The sequence below is a fragment of the Microcoleus sp. PH2017_34_RAT_O_A genome, assembly GCF_020737885.1.
Taxonomy (GTDB): domain Bacteria; phylum Cyanobacteriota; class Cyanobacteriia; order Cyanobacteriales; family Microcoleaceae; genus Microcoleus.
On record NZ_JAEQDD010000001.1, the window covers coordinates 21,404 to 46,253 of the forward strand.

Annotated in this window: 15 protein-coding genes; 6 read left to right on the forward strand and 9 right to left on the reverse strand. The window is 46.0% G+C overall.

Going from position 1 to position 24,850, the window contains the following annotated elements; translation table 11 throughout:
- Positions 1 to 178 precede the first annotated feature (178 nt).
- From JGK11_RS00065 to tnpA, 3 genes are all read right to left on the reverse strand, one after another.
- Positions 179 to 5,656 carry an AAA family ATPase gene (locus tag JGK11_RS00065; protein WP_293186112.1) on the reverse strand — a complete coding sequence of 1,826 codons (5,478 nt, stop codon included), beginning with the start codon at positions 5,654 to 5,656 and terminating at the stop codon, positions 179 to 181.
- Positions 5,657 to 6,333: 677 nt separating this feature from the next.
- On the reverse strand, positions 6,334 to 7,665 hold the full coding sequence (locus JGK11_RS00070) for an ATP-binding protein (protein ID WP_293150090.1): 1,332 nt from the start codon (positions 7,663 to 7,665) through the stop codon (positions 6,334 to 6,336).
- Positions 7,666 to 8,156: 491 nt separating this feature from the next.
- Entirely contained in the window at positions 8,157 to 8,564 is a 408-nt protein-coding gene (tnpA, locus tag JGK11_RS00075) for an IS200/IS605 family transposase (RefSeq protein WP_293186113.1), read from the reverse strand.
- A gap of 196 nt (positions 8,565 to 8,760) precedes the next feature.
- Between tnpA and JGK11_RS00080 the strand changes: the two genes are divergently transcribed.
- The 4 genes from JGK11_RS00080 (at position 8,761) to ftsZ (ending at position 15,072) form a co-directional block, all read left to right on the forward strand.
- The gene (locus tag JGK11_RS00080) at positions 8,761 to 9,858 is read left to right on the forward strand and encodes a transposase (protein WP_293186115.1); all 1,098 of its coding nucleotides are present in this window, start codon (positions 8,761 to 8,763) and stop codon (positions 9,856 to 9,858) included.
- Positions 9,859 to 10,445: 587 nt separating this feature from the next.
- Entirely contained in the window at positions 10,446 to 12,194 is a 1,749-nt protein-coding gene (gene ltrA / locus JGK11_RS00085; protein WP_325315998.1) for a group II intron reverse transcriptase/maturase, read from the forward strand.
- Positions 12,195 to 12,518: 324 nt separating this feature from the next.
- Positions 12,519 to 13,418, forward strand: coding sequence for an FtsQ-type POTRA domain-containing protein (locus JGK11_RS00090; protein ID WP_293179315.1), 900 nt, complete (start codon positions 12,519 to 12,521; stop codon positions 13,416 to 13,418).
- Positions 13,419 to 13,800: 382 nt separating this feature from the next.
- Positions 13,801 to 15,072: a cell division protein FtsZ gene (gene ftsZ, locus JGK11_RS00095; RefSeq protein WP_293179312.1), complete on the forward strand. Its 1,272-nt coding sequence runs from the start codon at positions 13,801 to 13,803 to the stop codon at positions 15,070 to 15,072.
- Positions 15,073 to 15,200: 128 nt separating this feature from the next.
- Here ftsZ and JGK11_RS00100 read toward each other — a convergent pair whose 3' ends face one another.
- A complete protein-coding gene (locus JGK11_RS00100; protein WP_293179309.1) occupies positions 15,201 to 15,980 on the reverse strand; it encodes an MBL fold metallo-hydrolase in 780 nt (259 codons plus the stop codon).
- A gap of 151 nt (positions 15,981 to 16,131) precedes the next feature.
- On the opposite strand from JGK11_RS00100, the gene thiD reads away from it, so the two are divergent.
- Positions 16,132 to 16,956, forward strand: coding sequence for a bifunctional hydroxymethylpyrimidine kinase/phosphomethylpyrimidine kinase (thiD, locus tag JGK11_RS00105; protein ID WP_293179326.1), 825 nt, complete (start codon positions 16,132 to 16,134; stop codon positions 16,954 to 16,956).
- 625 nt (positions 16,957 to 17,581) lie between these two features.
- Here the strand turns inward: thiD and dndE are convergent.
- From dndE to JGK11_RS00125, 4 genes are all read right to left on the reverse strand, one after another.
- Positions 17,582 to 17,983 (reverse strand): DNA sulfur modification protein DndE, encoded by a 402-nt coding sequence (gene dndE / locus JGK11_RS00110; protein WP_293210144.1) that lies wholly within the window; start codon positions 17,981 to 17,983, stop codon positions 17,582 to 17,584.
- A 287-nt stretch (positions 17,984 to 18,270) separates the two neighbouring features.
- Positions 18,271 to 20,268: a DNA sulfur modification protein DndD gene (gene dndD / locus JGK11_RS00115; protein ID WP_293179303.1), complete on the reverse strand. Its 1,998-nt coding sequence runs from the start codon at positions 20,266 to 20,268 to the stop codon at positions 18,271 to 18,273.
- Positions 20,269 to 20,390: 122 nt separating this feature from the next.
- Positions 20,391 to 22,076 carry a DNA phosphorothioation system sulfurtransferase DndC gene (gene dndC / locus JGK11_RS00120; protein WP_293190657.1) on the reverse strand — a complete coding sequence of 562 codons (1,686 nt, stop codon included), beginning with the start codon at positions 22,074 to 22,076 and terminating at the stop codon, positions 20,391 to 20,393.
- Positions 22,073 to 23,071: an HNH endonuclease gene (locus JGK11_RS00125; RefSeq protein ID WP_293210145.1), complete on the reverse strand. Its 999-nt coding sequence runs from the start codon at positions 23,069 to 23,071 to the stop codon at positions 22,073 to 22,075. Before JGK11_RS00125 ends, dndC begins: the two co-directional genes overlap by 4 nt.
- Positions 23,072 to 23,286: 215 nt before the next feature.
- On the opposite strand from JGK11_RS00125, the gene JGK11_RS00130 reads away from it, so the two are divergent.
- On the forward strand, positions 23,287 to 23,646 hold the full coding sequence (locus JGK11_RS00130; protein WP_293210147.1) for a hypothetical protein: 360 nt from the start codon (positions 23,287 to 23,289) through the stop codon (positions 23,644 to 23,646).
- On the opposite strand, the gene dndB is transcribed toward JGK11_RS00130, so the two are convergent.
- Positions 23,594 to 24,691: a DNA sulfur modification protein DndB gene (dndB, locus tag JGK11_RS00135; RefSeq protein WP_293210149.1), complete on the reverse strand. Its 1,098-nt coding sequence runs from the start codon at positions 24,689 to 24,691 to the stop codon at positions 23,594 to 23,596. The genes JGK11_RS00130 and dndB overlap by 53 nt on opposite strands.
- Positions 24,692 to 24,850: the final 159 nt, after the last annotated feature.

The following is a 24,850-nucleotide window of genomic DNA, read 5'->3' on the forward strand; positions in this document are numbered from 1 at the left end:
GAATTAATATTACCCAAAGTCAGGACACGGCGCAGTGCCGTTTCCCTACAATTAATCGGGCGATAGTTACATCTGGTACGATCGCGATAGATTATTTTGCGGTAGGGAAATGGCTTTTGGAGTGTCCTCCGTTCCTTAACAGTCAACAGTCATCCGTCAACCGCCAACAATCAAATGACTAAAACTGAGGTTTTGCGACCACCCCGTCGCAGAGACGCCGATCCCGATCGCTCACATTAGGATTAGTTCTAAGATAATCCCCCACCCAATCGCAGCCCCTCACCAGCAAATCATCAAGATCCAAATTCCACAAAATTACCCGATTATCCTTGCTAGCAGAAGCCAGAATTTTCCCATCCGGGCTAAAACTCAAGCCCATCACACTATCCTTGTGACCCGTCAAAGTTTTCAGCAACGTCCCGCTGCGGCTCCACAACTTCACCTTATGATCGTAACTGCCCGAAGCAACCAACAAACCATCCGGGCTAAAACCCACGCTAGTCACGCTGTCGCTAGAACCCTTCAGCAACGTCGCTACCAAAGTTCCGTCCACCTTCCACAGCTTCACCGAATTGTCGTAACCAGCCGAAGCCAGCATTTTGCTATCAGGGCTAAAAGCAACCCCCAACACAAAACTATTGTGAGCCCCTTCAAAAGTCCTCAGCAAACCACCGTCCCGATTCCACACTTTGACAGTGCCGTCATCGCTTGCAGAAGCCAACATCGAACCGTCAGGGCTGAATGTCACCCCAGTCACCCAGCCTTTGTGTCCCGTCAAAGTCTTAATCAACCTGCCCTGTCTCGTCCAGAGTTTCACAGTCTTGTCCTTGCTCGCCGAAGCGATAATCTCGCTGTCGGGGCTAAAATTCACGCTCATCACGCTGTCGCCGTGTCCTTCCAGGGTAAACAGCACAGAAGGCGAACACGGAAATAGCGGCGCCGAAGGACAAGGGAGACTATTACTCGTCGCATCTTTGTTCAGACTCCAGACTTTCACCGTTTTGTCGTAACTCCCAGAAACCAGTAGCTGTCCGTCGGGGCTGAAATTGACGCTGGCGACTCTCTGAGTGTGTCCTTCCAAGGTTTCGAGCAAAATCCCCGTGCGGCTCCAGAGTTTGATAGTTTTGTCTGTAGAAGCAGAAGCCAGCTTTTGGCCGTCGGGGCTGAAAGTAACGCTTTGCACCCGGTTTTGGTGTCCGTCGAGGGTTTTGAGGGGCACATCATCGAGCCGCCAAAGTCGGATAGTTTTGTCAAAACTTGCCGAAGCCAAAGTTTTGCCATCCGGGCTAAAACTTACCTGAGTAACTCGATCGGCGTGTCCCTCAAAAGTTCTGAGCAAACGACTGTCCGGTTTAATATTGCTAGCATCCGTTGGACGTTTGTCGCCAACACCAGCCAGACTCCAGAGTTTGACACTCCCGTCTGCGCTTCCAGAAGCAAGTGTTTTACCGTCGGGGGAGTAACTGACACCAAATACCCACTTGCTGTGTCCCCGCAAAGTTGTTAGCAGTTCGCCCGCCTTTGCCTTGGCTGATTTTTTTCGGGCTGGGTATTTTATGGCAGCGATGCTCCAGATTTTCACCGTTTTGTCTTCACCGGCACTGGCGATCGTTTCACCGTCGGGGGAAAAACTGACCGTGTAAACTTTGGAGGGTTTTTTGTTTTCGCTGTGCCACAAATTAGCGATTAACCTGCCGTCAGCATTCCACAGTTTTACAGTGCCGTCATCGCTCGCCGCAGCGATGATTTTACCGTCGCGGCTGAAGCTGATCCAATTTATGGGAGCTGGTTGTTCGATCGTTTGCAGCAACGTACCGTCGGTTTTCCAAATTTTGATAGTTTTGTCTGTAGATGCACTGGCGATCGTTTGGCCGTCAGGGCTAAAAGCAACAGTGGTAACGCTATTAGTATGTCCCGTTAAAGTGGTCAGCAAAGTGCCGTCAGTTTGCCAAATTTTGACAGTTTTATCTAAACTTGCCGAGGCGATCGTTTTATTATCGGGACTGAAAGTGACACAGGAGACACTGTTAGTGTGTCCTTTGAAAGTAGCCAGCAAACTGCCGTCGCGCCGCCAAAGTTTCACGGTTTTATCTACGCTAGCAGAAGCTATTGTTTGACCGTCTGGACTGAAACCCAGACCCCAAACTACGTCACCGTGTCCCTCCAAGCGGTTGCGTTCTTTGACGCCATAAACTGCCTGCTGGAGGGCAGCAGCAATCAGAATTTCGGTGTCCTTGAGGCTGTGCATTTCTTGGGAGCCTTCGATCTGTCTCCACTTTTTACCCGCTCTCAAACTTTCTAGCATGGCGTCAAATTTGTTGTTTGAGAAATAAAGAGCTTCAGAAGCTGCGGTGAGGGTACTGATTTCGGCTCGCTGAGTTTGAGCGACAGCTAGCTGTTTTTGACCGACTGCCCGCCACCAAAAGTTGACGGCGGCGATCGTGGAACTCGTTAGCAATAGGACGCCGATCACTGCTACTCCTAGCATTTGTTTGAGAAAAGTATTGGCTCGGTAGAGCTGTGCTTGACTCATCTTTTTGTCGGCTTCTGCTTTGTGGAGTCTGGCTTCTAAGCCGAATCTTTGGCGGATCGGCCGCACTAAATAGTCGTGTACCAATTGATAGCGGTCTTCGGGCGATTCCCGCAGCAGAAATAGCAAACCGTGACCGACTAAAATGTCTAAAATCAAGTCGAGGTTGTCGGTTTTCTTTTGTCCGCTTTCTGGTTCTTTTGCGAACTGTCGCTGTAGGGAAATTCTGCCTCTGCTGCCGATCGCCAATAATTCACTTTCGCCCCCATCTGCCGGCTGCTGGCCTGTCACTAAGGACAATTCGTTTTTGGTTTTAATCAGCCTCACGCCTCTTTCATCCGTCAGGGAAAACAATATTTTCCAAGCTGCGTCTTCGTTAACCAGGCCGCAGTCAGAGATCACTCCTTCGAGCGATCGCTTCACTAATTCTGCTTTGGGATTGGCGCCCAATTGCTGGTATTGTGCTAGAGTCGTAATACCTTCTTCTTGCAGTTGCGCTCCTACTACCTGCAATTCGATCGGTCTCACTTCTTGCAGTTCGTCTGCTAAATCTTCGACGAAGGCATCGATCAGTGCCGGTTCTAAATAATATTCTGCCCGTTTCGTTAAGTGTCCGATCACAGCCCGCGCGTCTTTTATTGAAAAACTGCGTAGTTGGTAGCGGATGCTTTTGTCGAGAATATTATTGTTAATGGCGTCGAGATCGGGGAAGCGATCGCAGTCGAGCAAATAGTGCAAGTAATCTTCGCGCAAGCACAGAATTATCTTGACATAAGGCAGGTTCAAAAACAAGCGCAAAAAGTTATAAAAAAGTTGTCTTTGTGCCACTGAAGTCGAAACAAAGAAAAATTCTTCAAATTGATCGAAAATTAGCACAGTTAACAAATTATTTGTGGCATTTTCGCGCAACTGCTCTATAATAAAAGAAGAAGTTTCCGAGCCGCGTTCTGGAGAAATAGAGCAACTGCTTTTGTGGATTTCCTTTAGTCCTTGAGCGATTAATTGCGTTTCATCTTCGGCTTGTTTGTCGTACAGCGCTCCGTTCAAAGCGTTTTCTAATTCCACCAGCCAGTCGGTGTAAACTTTGATAACTACTGGCAAGGCATCCCGCGCGCCCGGAGTAATATTTTTCAAAGCAGGTACTAAGCCGGCATTGACTAGAGAACTTTTTCCAACTCCGCTGGGCCCGTGAATAATAGTTAATTTATGATCGTCCCTGCTAATTCTTTCGAGCAATCTATTGATATCTTTTTGGCGGGAATAAGCTGTCATTTCCGCTGCGATCGCAGCTTGATTTTGAGCTGAGGGGCTCGAAGGATTGACAGCTTGACGCTGCTGTTGCAATTGGCTGGCTCCGATAAAAGCTCTAAATCCGTATTGATACTCGATCGATCGCTGGGTTTTTTTAATCCGGAAAGCTTTGAGATACTCTCCCTGCTCGAAATAAACCGCTTGGAGTTCTGTCAAAATATCGATGTAAAGTCGGGGGTCGTACTTGGGCTCGCTTTGATTTTGAGCCAACTCCAAAGAATGAACCGCCGCTTCCCACTGACCTAGCTCCCGCAAACTTCGGGCTAACAGTAAAAGATACGAACTGCGATCGGATTTGGGATGTTGGATTTTAGATTTGGGATCGTTACTGAACTCGTTAGTACCCACGAATTCTGGATAATTTCCCGCAAATCCCAATCTCAAATCTTCAATCAACAATCTTAAATCATTAGGTGTTTGATCCAAAATCGCCAAAGCCAACTCGGCTAGCTGGCGGGCTTGACTCCACCTGGACTGTTGCAGGGCAACTTCAGCCAAAAACCCGTAATCTTGAGCTAATTGGCTGGGAGTACCGTAGGTGAAGTGCAACTGCAAAGAATTTTCAGCTAATGCTTGCAACTCTCCCCAAGCTTTGAGGCGTTGCAGTACCTCTCCGAGGTGTGCTGTCACCTCAGCTACCAATTCTGGGCGATCGGCAAGGGAGAAAGCGTTTCTAGATTGTTCCAGGCTAATCCAAGCTTGTTCCCAGTGGTGGCGGTTGGCTACCGGATTTCTGGCTGCTTGCAATCTGTGACACAGGGCTATGTGAAATAGCACTATGCCTTCTCTCTCTAAAAATAGGATGTTGGGGACAGGATTCGACAATGAGGAGCAGAGGGTCGATCGATTTTCGGCATATTCCCAGTTTGCCAGTTCCCAGTTGCCGGTTTGCTGCTGCCAAAATATTAAGCTTTCTTGGTAATGAATTAATGCTGTTTCAGTTTGGTCGCTGACATAGTAATCTCGACCCAGAACGAATTGCAGGCTGGCTTTCAGGGCGGGTTCTAATTCTTGACCGCGATTTTGTAAATCTCTTAAAGCTAATTCTAGTTCTCGGCGCGACAAAGAGCCGATCGCCAAATCGAGGGTATTGCCCGGACTCAAAGGCGAATACGAGTGGACATCTAATTGTCGTCCGTTTTGCAGTTGAGAGTTAAAGGTGAGAAAGCGTTCTCCGGAGCTAATTTGATGCTCCTGGGCTGGTTTTTCCCAGTCGGTTTCGCAGGCGCAAAAACCTGGTCGGGTGCCGGCTGTACTGCTGCCTAGTTCTTGATTTATTTCGCCTACTTTAAATATAGTATCGGCTTGCTGTGCCAGGAAATTAATTAATTCGTCAACAGCCATTTCAAATTTAATGGTGGCGGCGGCCCAACTTTTGAAGTCCGGGGCCAGACGAATCATTTTGGTCACAATGTCATCTGTTACCCACAAAATCACCGGACAGGAAAAATTTTTGCGAAATTCATCTCGCACTTGATTGGTAGAGGCCATCAATTCGTCGATCGCTACTACTGTTTCCAAACCAAATACCATCAAAGCTGAGGCAGAACCTACAGCCGAAGCCCCGTTCTGAAGCGTGTTTGCCTGGAGGGTAGTGTAAAGGGTTTTGACGGATGCTGGCAGGACGAGATCTTGAATTGGAACTGCGGACATTTCTCGCAGCCGCTGCGCTATGTGCTGCCGCAACTGCTCGTAGTTGCAGCGCACTAAAATTAGCGAAAATTGCTGCTGAGACATGGCGATGGATCTTACCAGAGTTTTGAGCGATCGCTCGTTGTAGCTGGCAGTTTCTTGTTGTTTAAGTAGATCGGTCATGCGTGCACCCCTTTTGCAGAAATCAATTACCTAACGATTGCCGATCGTGACGGAAACAGTATCTACTTAGAGATGCCCGTATCGGTCTGGCGCTTTATATCTGTAGGAATACGTAGTTTTTCGTACTTCTCCTATGAATACTTACATAGTCATCAGGTTTAATCTAAAAACATCATAGCTCCCAATCTCAGAGAATGGGAAACTTGACAATAAAAATTAAACCTAGATCAAATATTTTTTAGTCAGCTACAGATAAAATCCTCCATTCATCAATATCAGACAGCTAAATGTATCGATAATACCAGCGACTAGCTATTAGTAAACAATAGGTATATCTGTAGCATATATTTGGAAAAAAGAAAAAAAACTCGTCATGGATGCTCGCTCCAGACTAGGAGCAACGGATCAATACATACCTACCTGGTCTGGCATGGGAGATATGACAGTTGAGGTTGGGGAAATTTATTGTGTGGTGACAAATATTTATGGGGCAATTATATGCGCGGCGTAAAGACCGCATTTAAGAGAAATCAGCCAGTGGGAAAAACCGCTGACTGCGTGCTTATTGGATTGTAGAAATTGGGAGTTTTGAACGGTAAATTTTAAGTTAAATAGTTTCCAATTTACTCGCCGCTAACGGATCTTAGAGTCGAAGAATGCGATCTCAAAAATCCCAACTATTCTTGGTGATTTCGTTGCTGCCACTCCTGATATTTTCTGGTTTCTGCTAGGGCTGGATTGATGCCAAACCAGCGACCTTCTTGATCCCGGTATTCAAAGACAAACATACTTCGCAACAAGATTTGAGATTCTTCTTCGCCGGTTACACTTTGTCGGTTGACGACTTGAAACAACAATTCCCATTCCGTGTCATTGATGGCTCCCAAAAGGTCATCGCGATATTCTTGAATGACGCTTTCGAGGCATTCGCGAGAGAAGGGGGGATCTTCATGTTGCAAACAGCTATACAAAAGCATCAGTAGATTGCGAACATGGCCACCGCTAATCCGGCAAAGCCTGTCTAAAGTTTCGGGAGAGTCAAAGACTTTGGAAATCAAATCGATGCGTTGGGCGGGAGCGACTGTGGGGAAAGCTCTAGCCAATACGAGCTGCCGCAGCAGTGCCATTCCTTCGATATGATCGTCGCCCGATCGCCTCAGCACGGGTACCATCGGCATCACCTTGGGTTTGACTCCAAATCGACTGGCGAGACGGCCAAAGTCGTTAGAAAAAATCAAAGTCAGGGGAATGGTGTAGACGACGTGGCAATTGAGTTTTTTCAACTGTTCGCCACGGTCTAAAAACAGGTATTCTGGCTGGGTGCGTCCGCTGGGTTTGAGTGAGGCGTCGAGGCGATCGAGATTGTCAACAATGACTGCGAGGCCTTTTTTGCCTTGTTGCTTGAGTTCGGCGTTAGCTCTGTCGAGGAGTTCTTCGTTGATCGACTGCAAGATGCTGTTGGTGCGGGGTTCGAGATATTGCCTGAGTTGCGATCGTAGTTTGGGAGAATCTTTAGTTTTAGCAGTAACTCGAGCAATTCCTATAGATAACTCCGCTTCCGCTGACAAATCTATGGGAGTCTGCAAAAATTCTGCCACTTCTGCAAACAAATTGGTAAAGTAGCTCGGTCTGAGTTTAATTTTGGCGGATTCCATCGTTTCGCTGACTTGGCGGGCAATGCTCAGCAAAATATCACTGATGTCTACATCGCCCATGTCCAAGTCTTGGGAAGACTCGAAGTAGACGACGCAAAAACCATCTTGCTCTAGCTCAGCTTTGAGTCGAAACAATTCGGTAGATTTGCCACAGCCGATATGCCCTGTAAATAGCTGACAGGTTGGCTCGTCGGGGGATATCCGGGTGATGGTTCGCTGTAAAGATTCAATGATTTTGCCACCCCGCACCGAACCAAAATCAATGTAGTATTGATAATCTCCTGGGTCTCCCGCGACAAGGGTCTTGCTCGGGTTGCAGGCTTTATAAAATCTGTCTAATTCGAGTGCGATCACAATTGAAGCCGGCTAAAAGTTAAAAGAGTTAATCGAAAGTCTAAACTTTCTTTCGTTGAGTTTAGTTTGATTTGTCACCTTTTGCGGTGTGGGGTAATGCCCTAAATACCCAAACAACCTCTATCTGCTAATCAACCGGACGGCGCGGGAATTTGGAATTTTTAATTAAGAAATTTTAATTACCTAACTGAATCAGTGAATTTACGGATATTTGCCCTGCTTATGGGTAATTTCGCGGGGATCTGGGTGAACTACTCATCGTCAAGCGGGATACCGCTATGACGGGAGCTTCCAACTTCAAGCGGAACAGCATCCAGCAAGACCGAAATCTTACTCCCGTTGACTTACATTCCGTCCATTGGCAGTAGCACTGGTTCCCAATGCCAAAATCCGCAAGGCTTCATAAAACTAATACGGGATGCGGGAAACGAGCGAGTCTTTAGACCTGAGAGGGAAGCGACGCTCTTTACTTCAGTCAAGAGTGTTCTTTCTTAATTAGCTGAATGATGCGGGTCTTCTATGTATTTCTTCACCACTTCACTACTGATATTACCTGCTGTACTCACAAAATAGCTGCTCGTCCACAAAGATGGCAGCTTTTTCAGTTCCGGGAATTCCTCCCGCAAAAAACGACTAGAACGACCTTTGAACAACTTAACTACTAAGACAGGGGTGTCCGTTGGCTTGACGGCTACAAACAAATGTACGTGATCTGGGGCCACTTCTAGCGCCAATATATCCCAACCTTTCTCAATTGACAACTCTAGGAAAATCTGACGAGTTCTAGTCGCCACGTCGCCCAATAAAACTTTTTTGTGGCGCTTGGGGATAAAGACAAAGTGGTAGTTTAGTAAGAACTTAACGTGGTTGTGCGTTTTGTATTCGGCAAGTGGCAGCATAAATAGTTTGTTGATACAAATTGACGTATCCACTATACTCGTTTAGAATAAGCAAATCAACCAATATTCAGGAAAACAGAGGTGCCAAAAAAACGAAAAGCAATGGGTGTTCAGCAAGTATTACTGTCACCAGACAAAGAACTTCAAACATTACTAGAATACCTGTGCCGACAATCCAAAAAACTGTAGAACAGTGGTGTATATTTGGCTCGCCAAACTTTTTTTTAAAACAGGAAAGCTGTTGACTGGAAAGTTCGACTTATCTTTTGAGCCGTCAGTGGCAAAATCAATGGTTGCTAAGTCGTTGCCATCAACGCCAATGCAGCAAACATTGATGTCGGTCGCAGAAGCCTTTAAATCTTTTAAAGAATTAAGAGATTTGTATATCAAAGGTCAATTATATTTTAAGCCCAAGCCACCGGGATACCTGAAAGAGCCTAAGTTGTTCAAAGTAGCTTATCCAAACTCAGGGGGCTTAAGACCTAAACTTATTGGTAATCAGCTAAGATTCTCCTTGGGATTGACGGTAAAGCGGTGGTTTGAAGTTTCCGAATTCTTTCTGCCTATGCCGTCAAATCTTGACTTTTCCAAGGTGAAAGAGTTTACGATTCTACCTAAGAATGGTGCTTTTTATCTTGAAACATCTTACGAGGTTGAAAAAGAACAACACAGCCTAGACATCGATCAAGCGTTATCAATTGACTTGGGAACTGCTGACAATTTAGCAGCCTGCATTGATACATTGGGAAATTCTTTCTTGATTGATGCTCGCGCTATGAAAGCAATGAATCAGCTATGGAACAAAAAAGTAGCAACTAGAAAAGAAGGAAAGGCAGAAGGTTATTGGGATAATTGGCTAGACCGCGCAACCCGAAAACGCAACCACCAAATGCGCGATGGCATTAACAAGACCGCGAAGTTGATTGTTAGCCATTGCTTGGAACACAGCATTGGCAACATTGTTTGTGGCTGGAATCAAGGCTTTAAGTCTAATGCTAATATGGGTAAAAAGAACAATCAAAAGTTTGTTCAAATGCCTTTAGGAAAGTTGAAAGACCGATTAAATCAACTGTGTGACTTACACGGCATCAGGTTTATTGAAACCGAAGAAGCATATACATCCAAAGCTAGTTTTCTTGATGGAGACTCCCTACGCAAGTACGGTGAAAAGCCAGAAGGGTGGAAAGCGTCGGGAAGACGAATTAAGCGTGGATTGTATCAGTCTGCCGATGGAACCGTGGTGAATGCAGACCTAAATGGTTCTGCCAATATCCTCAGAGTGCGATTCGTTTAGCTGAAACCCTTGCTATATAAGCAATGCGGAGGATGGCTAGCCAGGGACGACCTGGATAACTGAGTGGAACATGATGGTGACGGAAGTACCCTAGAAACCGAAGTCCATCCCCCCTGGTGCTGGGGTGAAAGCATATCCCTAGGGACATGGGCAGGAAAACCCAGAACCGACTGCAAGGGATAGAAGGTAAAAGCACTGACAGCCTAAGCCAGTGACTACCAAGCAGAAGTTCTCATGAGTAAAGCGAAAGCTTGAAGGCACGCCTGAATCATCGTGATGTTGAATGGGGTAATAAGGCTGATACCCCAAGCCAAAAGGCAAGGATAAGGAGTTAGCAAATTCTTAGTTGACTAACTAGCACTCCAAAGAAACCCGGTGAATAGTGTCGCTCTAAAAGACTTGAAATGACCACTCGGAACGAAGTAACCCTCTCTCACGCTCTTAGGAGGTCGAATACCTAAGTAGGTTCCAACCACAAGCAGAAAGAGGGTGGGATTGAGTCAGAAGCGAATGCCTCACTGTAATGGTAAGGATATGCTGACAGATTCACGATGTCTTGGAATGAAGAATCTTGAGTGAGAGATTAAATGTCTAAAACGCTGAACAATCAGACGGTGGAATGGAAGGCTTTACCCTGGCGAAAGTTAGAGGTACGAGTCTTCAAGCTCCAAAAGAGAATCTTCAAAGCCTCTAGTCGTGGCGACGTTAAAGCAGTTCGGAGACTCCAGAAGACTTTGATGAGGTCTTGGTCGGGTAAGTGTCTCGCGGTAAGGAAGGTTTCGCAGGATAACCAGGGTAAGAAAACGGCAGGTGTAGATGGAATTAAAAACCTAACCCCCCATGCCCGTCTTGTCTTGGTAACTCATCTCAAAGTGACTGGGAAGTCCAAACCTACCCGCAGAGTGTGGATTGATAAGCCGGGAAAAGTCGAGAAACGACCTCTTGGTATACCCACGATGTTTGACCGTGCCTTACAAGCCCTAGTAAAACTGGCACTTGAGCCAGAATGGGAAGCTAAATTCGAGGGAAATTCCTTCGGATTTCGACCTGGACGTTCTGCCCATGATGCGATTGAGACAATCTTCAAAAATGTCAGCCTAAAAGCCAAGTATGTGCTTGACGCTGATATCTCACAATGTTTCGACTGCATAAACCATAAAGCACTGCTCCAAAAATTGAATACATTCCCGACATTACGCAAGCAAATTAAAGCTTGGTTGAAATCAGGAGTGATGGATAGCGGAGTATTCTCAAACACCAAGGAAGGTACACCGCAGGGTGGAGTCATTTCTCCACTTCTGGCAAACATAGCCTTACACGGGTTTGAGGATTTCATTACAAGCTTCTACACAATCACCAGAGGGATAGTAACGACTACCGGAAGGAAAAGTACTACTAGGGTTAAACCTACGCTAGTAAGATATGCAGATGATTTTGTGATACTCCATGAGTCTGAGGAGTTTGTAACCCTCCTGAGACAAAAAGCAGACGAATGGCTAAAAAACATGGGACTAGAATTGAAGCCAAGTAAAACGCGAATATGCCACACCTCTGAGGGGTTCAACTTCTTAGGGTTTAATGTGCGCCAGTACAAAGTAGGGGCATACAGAGCGGCAACTTTATCTAAGGGTAATCAATATTCCCCTAGTAAAGAAGTAATAAATCTAGGCTTTACAACAATCATCAAACCCACAAAGGAAGCAGTCAAGAGACATCTTGACAAGATAGGACAAGTAATAGATAAACATCATAATGCCCCTCAAGAGGCATTGATAAGCCGTCTCAATCCGATAATCAGAGGATGGTGTAACTATTATGCGTCATCTGTGAGTAAGGAAACATTTAACAAATGTGACCACCTCACCTATCAAAAGCTTCTCGCATGGGCAAAAAGCAGATGCACCAAAACTAACGCCCACGATACTGTTAGTAACTACTGGCGTACCGTAGGCAAAGACAACTGGACATTTGCCACGTCAGGCGGAACAGCCTTGGTGAAACATTCAAGTACTCCAATAGTACGCCACACCAAGGTTCAGGGTGCAAGAAGCCCGTTTGATGGAGATTTAGTCTACTGGGGTAAGCGTATGAGTAGCCACCCGGAACTGTCTTCCAGAGTAGCCACTCTCTTGAAAAGGCAGGCTGGGAAATGTGTACTCTGCGAGCTGAGTTTCAAATACGGCGATTTATGGGAAGTTGACCATGTTATCCGTACTTCTAGAGGAGGTAAGGATGAATATAGTAATTGGCAGCTTCTTCACCGCCACTGCCACGACTTGAAAACGGCAACAGACGGAGATGTCCGTTTGGAGAACTGGGATGACAACCCGTTCTAGTGTTAAAGGTACTCATAACAAGAGCCAGGTCATTGAGGAGCCGTATGTGGTGAAAGTCACAAGTACGGTTTTGAAGGAGAGGGGGAATGAGTAATTATTCCCTCGACTCTATCAAAGTAGTCAGTAAGTTAGGTGTAAACCTTGACCGACTGAATAGACGGTGCTTGACGACTCCCAGCGAGAGTTAGAGTTTGGGCATTGCCCAAGCCTGCTTTGTCCGCAGAATCGAGCGTGGCTTTAGCCCGCTCGAGTGTCAACCCCTATTAACCGACTACGGTATAGTGGGGGAATTCCCGTCTGTCTAGTTAAATTGTCAAGAGGTAGATGGCTAGTTTTGGAGTGGTTTCTCAAAAAGAGTTAGGGCGCAGGCGCGAAGAGTTGCGGCGGCAGCGTCGCGCTCGATCGGCAGCCCTGATGTGGCAAATGTTGGCAGCGAGCGCGATCGCCGGGGGTTTGCTGTGGTGGATTGCACAGCCGGCTTGGTTGATTGCTCGATCGGAACAAGTGAAGGTGGAGGGCAATCAGTGGCTGTCGGACAAGGCGGTGCGCTCTTTGGTGCCGCTGTCTTACCCGCAGTCGCTGTGGGGAATTCAACCGCAGGCCCTGGCCCAAAAGCTGGAGTCAACGGGGCCGATCGCCAAAGCGAAGGTGACTCGCAACTTGTTTCCGCCTTCTTTGACGATAGAAGTGTCAGAAAGGCTGCCGGTGGCGGTGGCACAGCCGACTGCGGTGTTGAAATCTAGCGACAAGGACAAGGTGGGGTGGCTGGATGCTCGCGGAGGCTGGATGCCGTCAGAGAGCTATACTGCTGTGCGATCGGACAATAGTTCGATCGCACCGGTCAGCCCTCAGGGAACCGGGCCCCAGCATTCTTTGCCAACTTTAAAAGTCATCGGGCCTTTGGAACAGTATCGAGCCTCGTGGCCGAAGTTTTACCAAGGACTCAGCGGCTTGACTGTGAAAGTGTTTGAGATAGATTGGCAAAACCCAAATAACTTGATCTTGAAAACAGAGATCGGTACGGTACACTTAGGGCCGTACAGTTCCAAGACTATCGAGCAGCTTAAAGTTTTAGACCGAATGCGACAATTGCCAAAACAGCTAGATTCAAGCAAAATAGCCTACATTGACTTGAAAAATCCTGCTGCCCCGATCGTCCACTTGCCAGAACCCCCTCCTAGTTTGGAGAGTTCAACTCCCGCACCAACTCCGGCTCAGAATTGAGCCTGTGTCTTGGAAAGGCGGGAGAAGGTATAGTCGATCGACAATCAGAATTTTTACATCTGGGCATCAATACGCAAGACTGGAAATAAGGACACTTTTTTGATACCGATCCGCATCAGAAAAAAAATTCATAACTTTGGGTTCGATCCGATGCGTTAAGGGCTGGTATCCATTTTTTTCATTTTGCCTTGCCCAGAAGTGCCTTGTGCACAAGCACCTAGATGGGGTATGCAAGCTATGGGCGAGCAACAGCGGCCAAATCCGAGATTGCTAACATTGAGCCTCGACCAGTGTTAGTTTTTCGCGCAACATTAGCATATAGTTGATGGTGAATTGGCGTTTAGTTTAGTTAAAAAGCTGTAATCTACTATCCCAGACTCTCATGAACCTTAATAATAGTCAGGGGTCTGACCAAGACAGTCCCCCTTCGGAAGAAGTAAAAAATTTTCCGGTGGCCTTAGATTCCGCCAATCCGTTTAGACGCAAGTCTGGTTATGTAAATGTAGATAGTATTGATATCGATCCTATGGTCAATCCCAAAGACATAATGCCCAGCAGTGCCGCCAAAATCAAAGTAATTGGCGTTGGCGGTGGTGGCGGCAATGCCGTTAACCGGATGATTGCTAGCGAGGTTTCTGGTGTCGAGTTTTGGTGCGTGAATACGGATTCCCAAGCTCTGGTGCTCTCTAATGCTCCGAAACGCTTGCAAGTCGGACAAAAGTTGACGCGCGGTTTGGGCGCGGGCGGCAATCCGGCGATCGGACAAAAGGCTGCTGAAGAGTCTCGCGACGAAGTTGCTAATGCTTTGAATCACGCCGATTTGGTGTTTATCACGGCCGGCATGGGTGGCGGTACGGGCACGGGCGCGGCTCCGATTGTCGCGGAAGTGGCTAAAGAAATGGGCGCTTTGACTGTGGGCATCGTAACCCGGCCTTTCACGTTTGAGGGACGGCGGCGCACCAGCCAAGCTGAGGAAGGAATTGCGGCTTTGCAAAGCCGGGTGGATACGCTGATCGTGATTCCTAACGACAAGCTGCTGTCTGTGATTTCGGAACAAATGCCCGTACAAGAGGCTTTCCGAGTTGCTGACGATATCCTGCGCCAAGGGGTTCAGGGTATTTCTGACATCATTACAATTCCCGGTTTGGTGAATGTTGACTTTGCTGACGTGCGCGCTGTAATGGCGGATGCGGGTTCGGCTTTGATGGGTATCGGCGTGGGATCTGGCAAGTCGCGGGCTAGGGAAGCTGCAATGCAGGCGATTTCTTCGCCTTTGCTGGAAGCTTCCTCGATCGAGGGCGCTAGAGGTGTAGTGTTTAACATCACTGGCGGTACAGATATGACGCTGCATGAAGTTAATGCGGCGGCTGAGACGATTTATGAAGTTGTCGATCCGAATGCCAATATTATTTTTGGAGCGGTGATTGATGAGCGGCTTCAGGGCGAAATTAAGATTACTGTGATCGCTACTGGTTTTTCGGGGGAAATGATCTCATCGTCTCAGGCTTCGCGCGCGCAAAATGTTAATGCTCCTTGGCGGGCTGCAACTGTGCCGGTGACTCCGGCTCAACAGCCGCAGGATGCGAAAGCGAAACCGCAGGATTTCGGATTGGATATTCCTGAGTTTTTGCGCAACCGTCGCCCACCCAAATGATTTTAGATTTTGGATTTTGGATTTTAGATTTTGGATTTTGGATAAATCTCCAATCTGAAAAATCTAAAATCTATTGAGATTTGGGATTTGGCATTTTAGATCAATCTAAAATCTAAAAAATCCCAAATCTAAAATCTAAAATCTAAAATTTCTAGGGTTTGTCCGGGTTCGGGTTCGAGTAGCTGGGTGGATAGTCCCGAATTGGCGAGTAAATCGCGAAATTCGGGGATGCTGCCGATCGACTTCACTAACATTGGTAAAATACCCGTGGCTCGGATATCTCCTGTGGTTGTAGGTACAAAAAACCGAGGTTTTAGGGTTTGGGCAAGTTTCAGGGCCTCAGCAGGGCCGATGATGATTTGTCCGAGGAAGGGGAAGATTTGACCGATGACGGGGGCGATTGCTACGTCTACGGTGTCTATTTTCTGTTTGACTTTTTCTAAGGGCGGCAGGTGTGGTTCGTAATAAAGAGTTTCGCCGCTGTTTAAATCTTTGAGTAAATAGCCGTTTTCTTCTTGTCCGGGCTGGATTTCGGCTCCGGGTACGGCGGTTATTTGTAATATTTCTTTAAATGTAGACTCTTGCCAATTTGCTAAAGATGTGATATTGGTGTAGCCTAAACTGCTGAGGACTTTGGCGGCGGTGGGTGAGGCGATCGCGGGAATTGTGCGATCGAGCTTTTCGAGTGTTGGTCTGTGACAGTGGTCGTCTAAGCCTTGGGAAATTAGGATAAGATCGATCGGCGGTAAGGTACTGGGAGTAAAGGCGACGGGCGTGTTGTGGTAGGCGGTGAACAGCCAAGGTTGACCGTAAAATACGAGGGGATCGACTAGCCAGGGATCGACTAAGATGGTTTGGCCTGCGATGTGGAAGATCCAGGAGTTGAGGTCGATGCGGGTGAGTTTCATATTTATTTGCAATAATTCTTTACTTGATTTTAATCATAGCTAATTTGGTTGGGGATTTTGAACCGCAGATGATGGCAGATGAACACGGATGAACGCGGATAATATGGAATTTATCTGCGTTTGTTTGCGTTTATCTGCGGTTGCACAAAAGATGATTAAATCTAAGATTCCTGTGGCTTTGACTGTGGCTGGATCTGATAGCGGCGGCGGGGCCGGGATTCAGGCTGATTTGCGGACTTTTGCTTTTCACTGCGTGCATGGTACGAGTGCTCTGACTTGCGTGACAGCTCAAAATACTTTGGGTGTGACGCGGGTGGATGCTTTGTCTGCGGAGGCTGTGGCCGCTCAAATCCAGGCGGTGGTTGGGGATATTGGGGTGCAGGCTGCGAAGACTGGGATGCTGCTAAACCGGGAAATTATGGCGGTAGTTGCTTCCCAGGTTGAAGCTTGGAATATAGGAAATTTGGTTGTCGATCCGGTGATGGTATCCCGATCGGGCGATCGACTGATTGACGACGGGGCGATCGCATTTTTGCGCGATAATTTGATTCCTTTGGCGGTTGTTGTAACTCCTAATCGCTTTGAGGCTGAGATTTTGAGCGGAAGAGAGATTGTTTCTTTAGATGATATGCGATCGGCAGCGCAGGAGATTTATCGATCGGGCGCGAAAGCTGTTTTAGTCAAAGGTGGCGGGATGGCGGGAGATTTGCGGGGAATTGATGTTTGGTTTGACGGTACGCGGCTGGATGTGTTGAAAACTGAGACGGTTGATACTGGGAATACTCACGGGACTGGTTGCACGTTGAGTGCTGCGATCGCTGCTAATCTAGCATTAGGTAAAGATTTGTTTACAGCGGTGACATTAGCTAAGAATTATGTTACTACTGCTCTGAAATATGCTTTAGATATTGGGGAAGGTCAAGGCCCAGTAGGGCATTTTTTCCCGCTTTTGGTCTCAAAAGTCCTTAGTCATTAGTCATCTCATCGCCCAAAAGAAAGATCGGGAGCATCTCAATTTTGCAAAAAGCATTTTTTTTATTATAGTGCGAGCGTCCCCGCTCGCGATTTGTAGCATACGCGAGCTCTTGCGTGCTCGCACTATAAATGCAAAACTGAGATGCTCCCGAAAGATCGCAATCAAATAGGTTCGATCGTTCGGACTTTAGTCCTTCTTTATGCGGACTAAAGTCCTCACTACGAACCGTTTTTATTAGTGGTACAGTTGTTAAATTGTCTACTTTTAGGCTTGGGAATACAGGGAGGGCGATCGCAAGAATGTTTGATTTGGTGAGGGTTTGGGGGTTTTGGGCGTTGAGGGCAAGCGAGTCAGCGCAGGAAGTGACAGTTTGCTGTAACTGCGATCGCCCGGAATTCCCTATTGTGAAATCATCGAATTTAACAATAGCCCCATGGAACTCCTCAACTACTACTTTCAAACATCTACTTCCTTCCAACCCTTATTCTATCAGGTCAAATTTGTAATTTGCCATAAAATCCTCCGCCGCGACAGCCAAACATTGGCACTGATAGCACTCCCAAATAAATTGTAAACTCTTCCCTTCTCTTTCTTCCTTCGCGTTCTTTGCGCCTTCGCGGTTCGTTTAATTTCTCAATTTCTCAGGAGAAAGCGCGATCGCCACCAAATCTTCAATCTTCTTAATATTCGGATCGCCAGCTAAATAGCCAATACCTCGATGCAAGTGCAGGCGAAACTGTTTCGCGAGAGTTTCCTTTTCCGTGCCCAAATTGTCTTGATGACACCGCTGCTTGAGAGCAATTATCAGGATGTCCGCCATGTCGCCGCCAAAAACATCCCAGCTTAGTTCCACATTGCTGTCGCTCTTAATAGGTACTGGGGATGGGATGCTGGGTTCGGCGAGCGATCGGCAAAATCCCCACCGGCACAGGACGTTCCACCGATCGATTTTAGTCGATCGTTTGAGTTTAGATAGTTGGTCTTTGGCTGTTTGAGAGAGGCAGATGCGATCGACTGGTGGTTCCATGAGTTGAGAATTGTTTGATATCTGGTAAAGAGTGTTAATATTTGGGAAGCTCAGCCTCTAAATTTACGTTTTTTGACCGAGTTAAAAAACTAAAATTAACAAATTTTTACAGGGCGCGGGCTTGATAAATACAGCGGTTTTTGGTATTATATTTTTAGTAGGATGAATCCTAACATAATGGGATGGTTGCAAAAATAAAATTTTCGCAACCATCCCATTATCCTATATATACTACCGCAACTCCCCGGAAAAGTCAAGGGGGTTGCTAAAAATTTTGGCGCGGTTTTTTATGCCCAGAAATAACCAGTTTCGACGGTAGTTTGCCGTTTGGTCGAATCATAGTTGAGGAGGTAGCTGTGGGCGATCGCCTCTAATTCTTGCAGCTTATCATATTCTGCTTGCCGAATCTCCGTGTCGGTAGAAAGCAGGATGACTTGGTGGCTGGCTGAGGGAAAATAGCGTTCGACTAGGTTGTTTCTGTGGGATGAGTCGAGGCGGCCCAGGGGAGTGTCGATCGCAACTGGTAACTGTCTCCCGGATACTCTGGCCAATCCCCACAAAAAGGCGATCGCCAGCAGTTGTTTTTCACCAGCCGAAAGTCGGTGTTTGGGTACCGGTTTGCCTTCTGGATCGTAAATTGACAGGCTAAATGTGTCAGTGTCGATCGCAACTCTGTGCACCAGGTCGCTTTTGTGCAACAGGTAGCGAAAACAGTCGGTAATCTCTATTTCGAGTTTGTTGAGTTTTTTGAGGGTGAGTTTTTCTTTAAAGAGTTTGAGGGTATTTTGCGCTTTCGCGATCGAAGCGATGACGTGTTGGCTGTTTCTGATGGTAATGTATTCACTACTGTAGCTTTCTAGTTGTTTCTGGGTCTTGGCTAATTCTTTATCTAATTCTGCGATGCGACTGTTTGCGGATTCCAAGGCTGCGGCTGCGATTGCAACTGCTTTTTGAGCATTCCTGACTTCTTCTTCTAATTTCTCGTAGGCTTCGGGGGAAGCTGCGGCGGCGAGTTGTCTGTCGGTGAAGTCAATTTCTGTTTCGATGTGGGTGATTTCTGCTATTTGTTGGGCCACGAGAGTTTCTTCGGCTTTGATTTGGTAGCCGAGGAGGTTTTCTAATTGCTGGATATTGCTGTTGTCGGCGTTCATCCAGGGCGGGGCGTCGGTTGCCGCTTGCTGTTCGAGTTCTCGATCTTCTTCGCGGATGAAGTCTTGAATTTTATCTAGCTGTTGGGGATTTAAGGAGATTTCGGCGATATAGTTGAGGAGGCGATCGCTTCTTTGTTTGATAACATTTTGGGCAATCTTTGCTTGCTGCTGGCTGGCTTCGGTTTCTGCTTGGGTTTTTGCAGCGGTTAGCAAGGGTGAAATAAGCGCTAGCGGTAGCATATTTGATGCCAATTCCATCATGGCTAGACGGGTTTTGTCTGCTTGATTTCTGTAGTCGTTTAGCTGTCTGTCTAGTTGACTGCGATCGCCCGCAATTTTTCCGCCTTGATAAATAAATTTGTCTGATGCTTTTTGCTGATTTGTTTGAGCTTTTTCTAATTTATTTTTCAGGCTGGCTTGTTCTTCAGTTGCAAATTGTTTTTTGTTACTAATTTCCTGAAAAGTTGCTTCAATTTTTTCTAAAGCTGCCAAGTCTTTTTTGCCAGCAATTTCTTTGCGCTTGCGGCCTGCTAATATTTCTAAATCGACAGCGAGGCGTTCTGCTAATTCTAAACCCAACAAAGATTTAATCGCCCCGACGACAAACTCGGGCGGAGTTTCGAGTTCGGCGAGTTCTTTGACTTGTTCGCCGTCAAACAGAAACAGGTTGGATATGCCGACTGGTAAAAGGGTTTCGATATATTCGTCCCAAGTGTTGGTAATGGCTTTGTCCGACCACCAATCCTTGACTATTTCGCTGTATATGAGAATGCTTAAGGTATCTTTGATATCTGGTTTTTTCCAGTATCTAACAATTTTAAATTGAGTTAATTGGTCATCTTGGACTTGTTCAAATGTTAGTTCTACGCGGGTTTCTTCTAGTGGGGGAGTGTGGCGGTTGACGCATTGATTAATAAAGTCGCTGTAGCTTAAATTGCCTCGGGTGGAACATTGGGCGCGACCGCCGTAGAGGGCGAGGCGAATGGCGTCCATGAGGGTGGTTTTTCCGCCGCCGTTCATGCCACCAAATAGGATAACCGGGCAGGGATTTCCGTCTTTTTCGGGGCGGAGATTGATGGTTTGGGTGCCTGCATAGGGGCCGAAGTTTTTGAGGACGAGTTCGAGGAATTGCATTGTAGATGTTGTCGGTGGTTGCTGATTTGTTTAGAAGGTGCGTCAGCCATTGGGCTATCAATTAGATACAGAATAATGCTAGCTGACGCATCCTACGCAGAGGAAGTTTTGATTAGACAGATTTAATCTTTGCTATTTTTATCTCCTACATCGGGAGTTGAAAATTTGATATCTGCCCAAGATAGCTGCTTCGCTTGATTGCTGCTGCTTTCAAGTTCTTGTTTGAGTTTGGCAATATCGACGGTATCGGATTGTGCAGAAATGTTGGTTTGGGCGATCGCACTTTTGACCTGCTGAATGTTTTCAGTCGGATTTGCTATAACAGCTTCCACCGCAGTTTTTAAGTTGCGTTGATAGTGGGCGTTACCAATAGCTTCCTCCTTCGATCGCGAACTGGTTTCAAAACACTTGTCCAAATCTGCGTAAATGCCTGTACGGCGGGGTTTTGTGTAATATTGGCGTTCTGTGTCGAGGAGTTTTGCCATCAATTCGAGGTGCATTTCGTCCTCGCTGCAAATTTCTGCGATCGCAGTCCATTCGTCGCTACCTAGGAGTTTCCTTTCGGCGGCTGGGCGGGAATCTGCAAACGCTTCCCCGGTGACTTCTTGATAAATGCGGGGTAAACTGTCGTCAAATTCGTGCTTTTGTTCCAGCCAAATGCGGCGGATTTCGCTAAGTTCTTCCGGGGTAATTAAGGTGATGTCGCGCATTTCTAGGGGTGCGGTTTTGCGGATGTGGGTTTGTGCTTCCAGGACTCGTCTCAGCCAGTGTTCTCGCCAGAATTTGGTGTATGGGCCTGGGATGGGTTCGACGGAGGTTGTGTCGTCGCCCATGTTGCGTTCAAACAATTCTACTCTACCGTAGATGCGGCGAAAGTCTCTTTTTGGGTGATCGTCTTTTATATCTAATTCATTACGAATATCAAGGAGAGGCTGCATCCATTCTTTTTCCTCATCGTTTTGAATCATTGCCTCCATTGATTTATCTTGGCTTACCATTGTGCAAACCCAGCAGCCAAAGCGAGAATTTCCACAACTAGGAGTAGAAGTATCAACAACTAAAGGACATTCATTGTCGGCTGTTGCACCTCGATACATACTTAGTAAATCTTTATTGTTATTTCCCCAAGGATTATCCCACTGCATCAAGTAAAGCCATACTTCATCTGTTCGCCAGTCTTCAATGGGAAGGTAAATATAAGAGTTAGGGCGAGTGGGATTAGCATTGAGGCGTTCGCTTACCCGCCACTCCCTATGTTTTGCCATGTTTGCAGCGCGTTTAGCACTTTCAGCCTTGCGAGTCCCTAGAACAAGAATCACTTCACCGCTAGTTCTAATTATTTCACGAACAAAAGAACCTGTTGGTTGTATTTTCAATCGTTCCGTACACCATCTAAATCGGTTCCTAGGTGCTGGGTATCCCTTGCCTATTAAGCACACCCAAAAGGTATCTTGAACGGCTGGATAAGTTAAGTGAGTTTCTATTGGCATTCCCTGTTCTTGGGCCGCCACTTTCATCCGTTTTAGAGAATTATGTACTCCAGCAGATACTATAGGGTTTTCTACCAGTGTATCATTTGTAAGAACATGAATTTTTTTGTGACGTTTCTCAATTGGAAGTTCTGCTATTGCATACCATACAAGCTGCAAGACTGCGGAACTATCTTTGCCACCACTCCAGCCGATTACAAGTGGGAGTTCATCTTGACAATAAAGTTCTTGAATTTCTTTTTTTAAGATTTCTATGTCTGCAATTAAATCGCCAATATTGCGTTGCGGAAATAGCGATTTCTGTTGTAATTCATTCATTTTCTAGAACTCCTTTTTGATTTTACAGTAAACACATTTTTACGATGCCACTGAATCGCATCTATTCTCGGATAATATTGCTCAGAACTTGGCAAAAGAATCTGTTCTCCGTGGAACTCTCTCATTAATCTAGGGTGTGGTGAATCCTCTTCTAAATCAATAGCAACTATAATTTGATAACGATCGTCTATAGCAAACCATCCTCGGTCGAATGCCCAATGATGATTTTTGCAGAGTGAGAGCCCATTATCTGGTCTATTATCATAAAACTCAGAGAATGGCTTGATATGTGCGCCATCTACAATACTTTGACTAAGCGAACGTGTAACTTTCAATCGACAAAAAGCACATCGGTAATCATACAAATGCACGACGGATTTACGGAAAATAGCCTCTCTAAACAAAGATTTTCGTAAATACACCTTTGGTTGTGCATCTGTATCACTAGATTCAATACTCTCTAATTCATTCCAGGTAGAATCTTGGAGAGACTGATTTATTATTAAAACATCTTCTATCTGTTTTTGGCTTGAGGAAAACCAGGCAGATATCAGTATATCTATTAATTCTTTTTTTGCATTATAGTCTCGCAATAAATCAAATAATTCATCATCTATTTTTGCTGCTTCAACATCTCTTCTTAAAGAGTTGATGGTTTGAGGGCGTCCTCCCGTGTATTCTTCGCTAAATTTAACGTGCCAAAATTTAGGTTTCTTGTTTTTTAAATGAAAAAACGGAATAGCAAAATCAATCTCCTCAAAACGGTCAGAACTCAATACAGACCAGTATCTTTTGAAGGTGTTAATTAATTGATCCGAAACAGTAATATTGTTCTCGTTAAGTAAGCCTTGTGTAATTAAATCAATTACAGACAGTAGCAGTATTGGCTGATTTAGAGCGTTACCTCCTTGTTTATTCTTGCCTACCTTAATCTGAGAAAAACAATTGCGATAGTATGCTAAATTCTTATTTTCGGACTCTTCTCCTGTAGTCATTTTCTCCTCCTGTTAGGATTAAATAAAATCCGAACTTGAATTTTACACTATTGTCAACAAAAAGTTAAGCGTAGGCAAAACCATAACGCAGAAACTAGACAACTTAAGCAGTGTCAGCAGACTAAAAAATAATTTTATAGCCTAGACAGGAGATAATTATATCACTGTCCGCGTGCATCTCCGGTTCTCAAATCCATCCCACCCGCAAACTAAATATGTCCTACAGTGACTTCAAAACGATCGACCAAGCCGTCTCAACCCTGGATCTAACCGTTGAAGACATTCCCCACTTATTCAGCCAAATTACCCCGATCGCACCTTCAGAACGCCTCAAGCAAACCCTGGACGAAACCTTAGAGTTAGCCTCAAGTATCAGCACCGAAAAAGCTCGATCGGAATTAATCATCACCCCCATTTTACTCGAAATCCGGCGCACCTTTAACAACAAAATTGGTTATTTTTCCGGCAATACGTTCAACGTAGAAGAAAGTAAAGGATTAACAGGGGCTTGTGACTTTCTCCTCAGTGCGTCCAGCAATCAATCCTCGCCTTTAAATAATCAGTCATCCAACTAACACTCGCCCTCGACTTAGAAATCCCCCCTTTTAACAAAATTCCTCCCTCCCAATCAGGATTAGAAATCGACCAATCAACCTGCTGCAAAAGGCTCAAATGTTCCTCCCAATTATTGGGAAAAACCGCCAGCAAAACAGCCCCAACTTCCCCTAAACTCTCCAGTACAACACTATGACAGTGCACGCAATTCCGCCGTACTTCCCCCGCCGCAACCTGCTTGTGCAGAACTAATTGCCAATCTGGAATAAAACTGCTGACGACATTCCAATAACTAACCGCCTGTTGTATTTGCTGAGTAAGTTCTTCCTGTTTTTCCTGTTTTGTGGCGCGGTAACGAGGGGGTTTCGCGTGTTTGCTGCTGTGGATGTTGGACAGCAAAGCTATCGTAGCACGATCGATCGCACTTAGCGCAAACAATTTGGGCGATCGCCCATTCAAACTCCCCCTCTCCATCTCCGTCAAACAGCGGAACACCTCAACCTGCTTAACAACCGCCTTCAGCACCACAGCCGAATCGCCCCGGTGGTTGTAAAGTAGACTTAGCGACGACTCCAAAGGAACTTGAAAATTGTTCAAATCGGCAAACTTTTGCTGCGAATTTTCCAACCCAATATCGAGAAACAAAATCAGCGCCACCGTCTCGTATCCCAACTGCGGATTTTCCCTCAAAGCCATCTCAAAAGCGGCGCGCCGATGCTGTCCGTCATTAATAGTAAACTTAGCATCCATCGGCACACGCAAGCGACCGATTTTGCGTTCTTCCGCTTCATTTCCGACAGCTTCAAAAGTAATATCCGCATCAATAGAAGCGGCGATCGCCCCACAAGTATAATTCCCAGAATTTTTGACAAAATAATCAGCAATTTCGGGAATCCTAGCATGGTTAAGCACGCGTTTCGCCCGCAAAGACGGCGGTAATTCTTCAGAATCTAAGGGGAACAATTTCGGCAAAAAACGCACCGGACACATCGATACGTAATATTCGCGGCCCGCTTGAATTCCCCGGATCGCCGGCAAAATGTATTCAAAGGAAGGAGTAGACATATTTTTTTGTGAAGCCGGAGATAAATCTCAACCCTGGGCGATCGCAATTCTTCATCTGCGACTTAGATAAAGTCTTGACATTTTGCACAAATTATGATATGCGGCTTGAATCTCATAACTTAACAACTCTAGTATTTCACAATGCTTTTTAAAAAACAA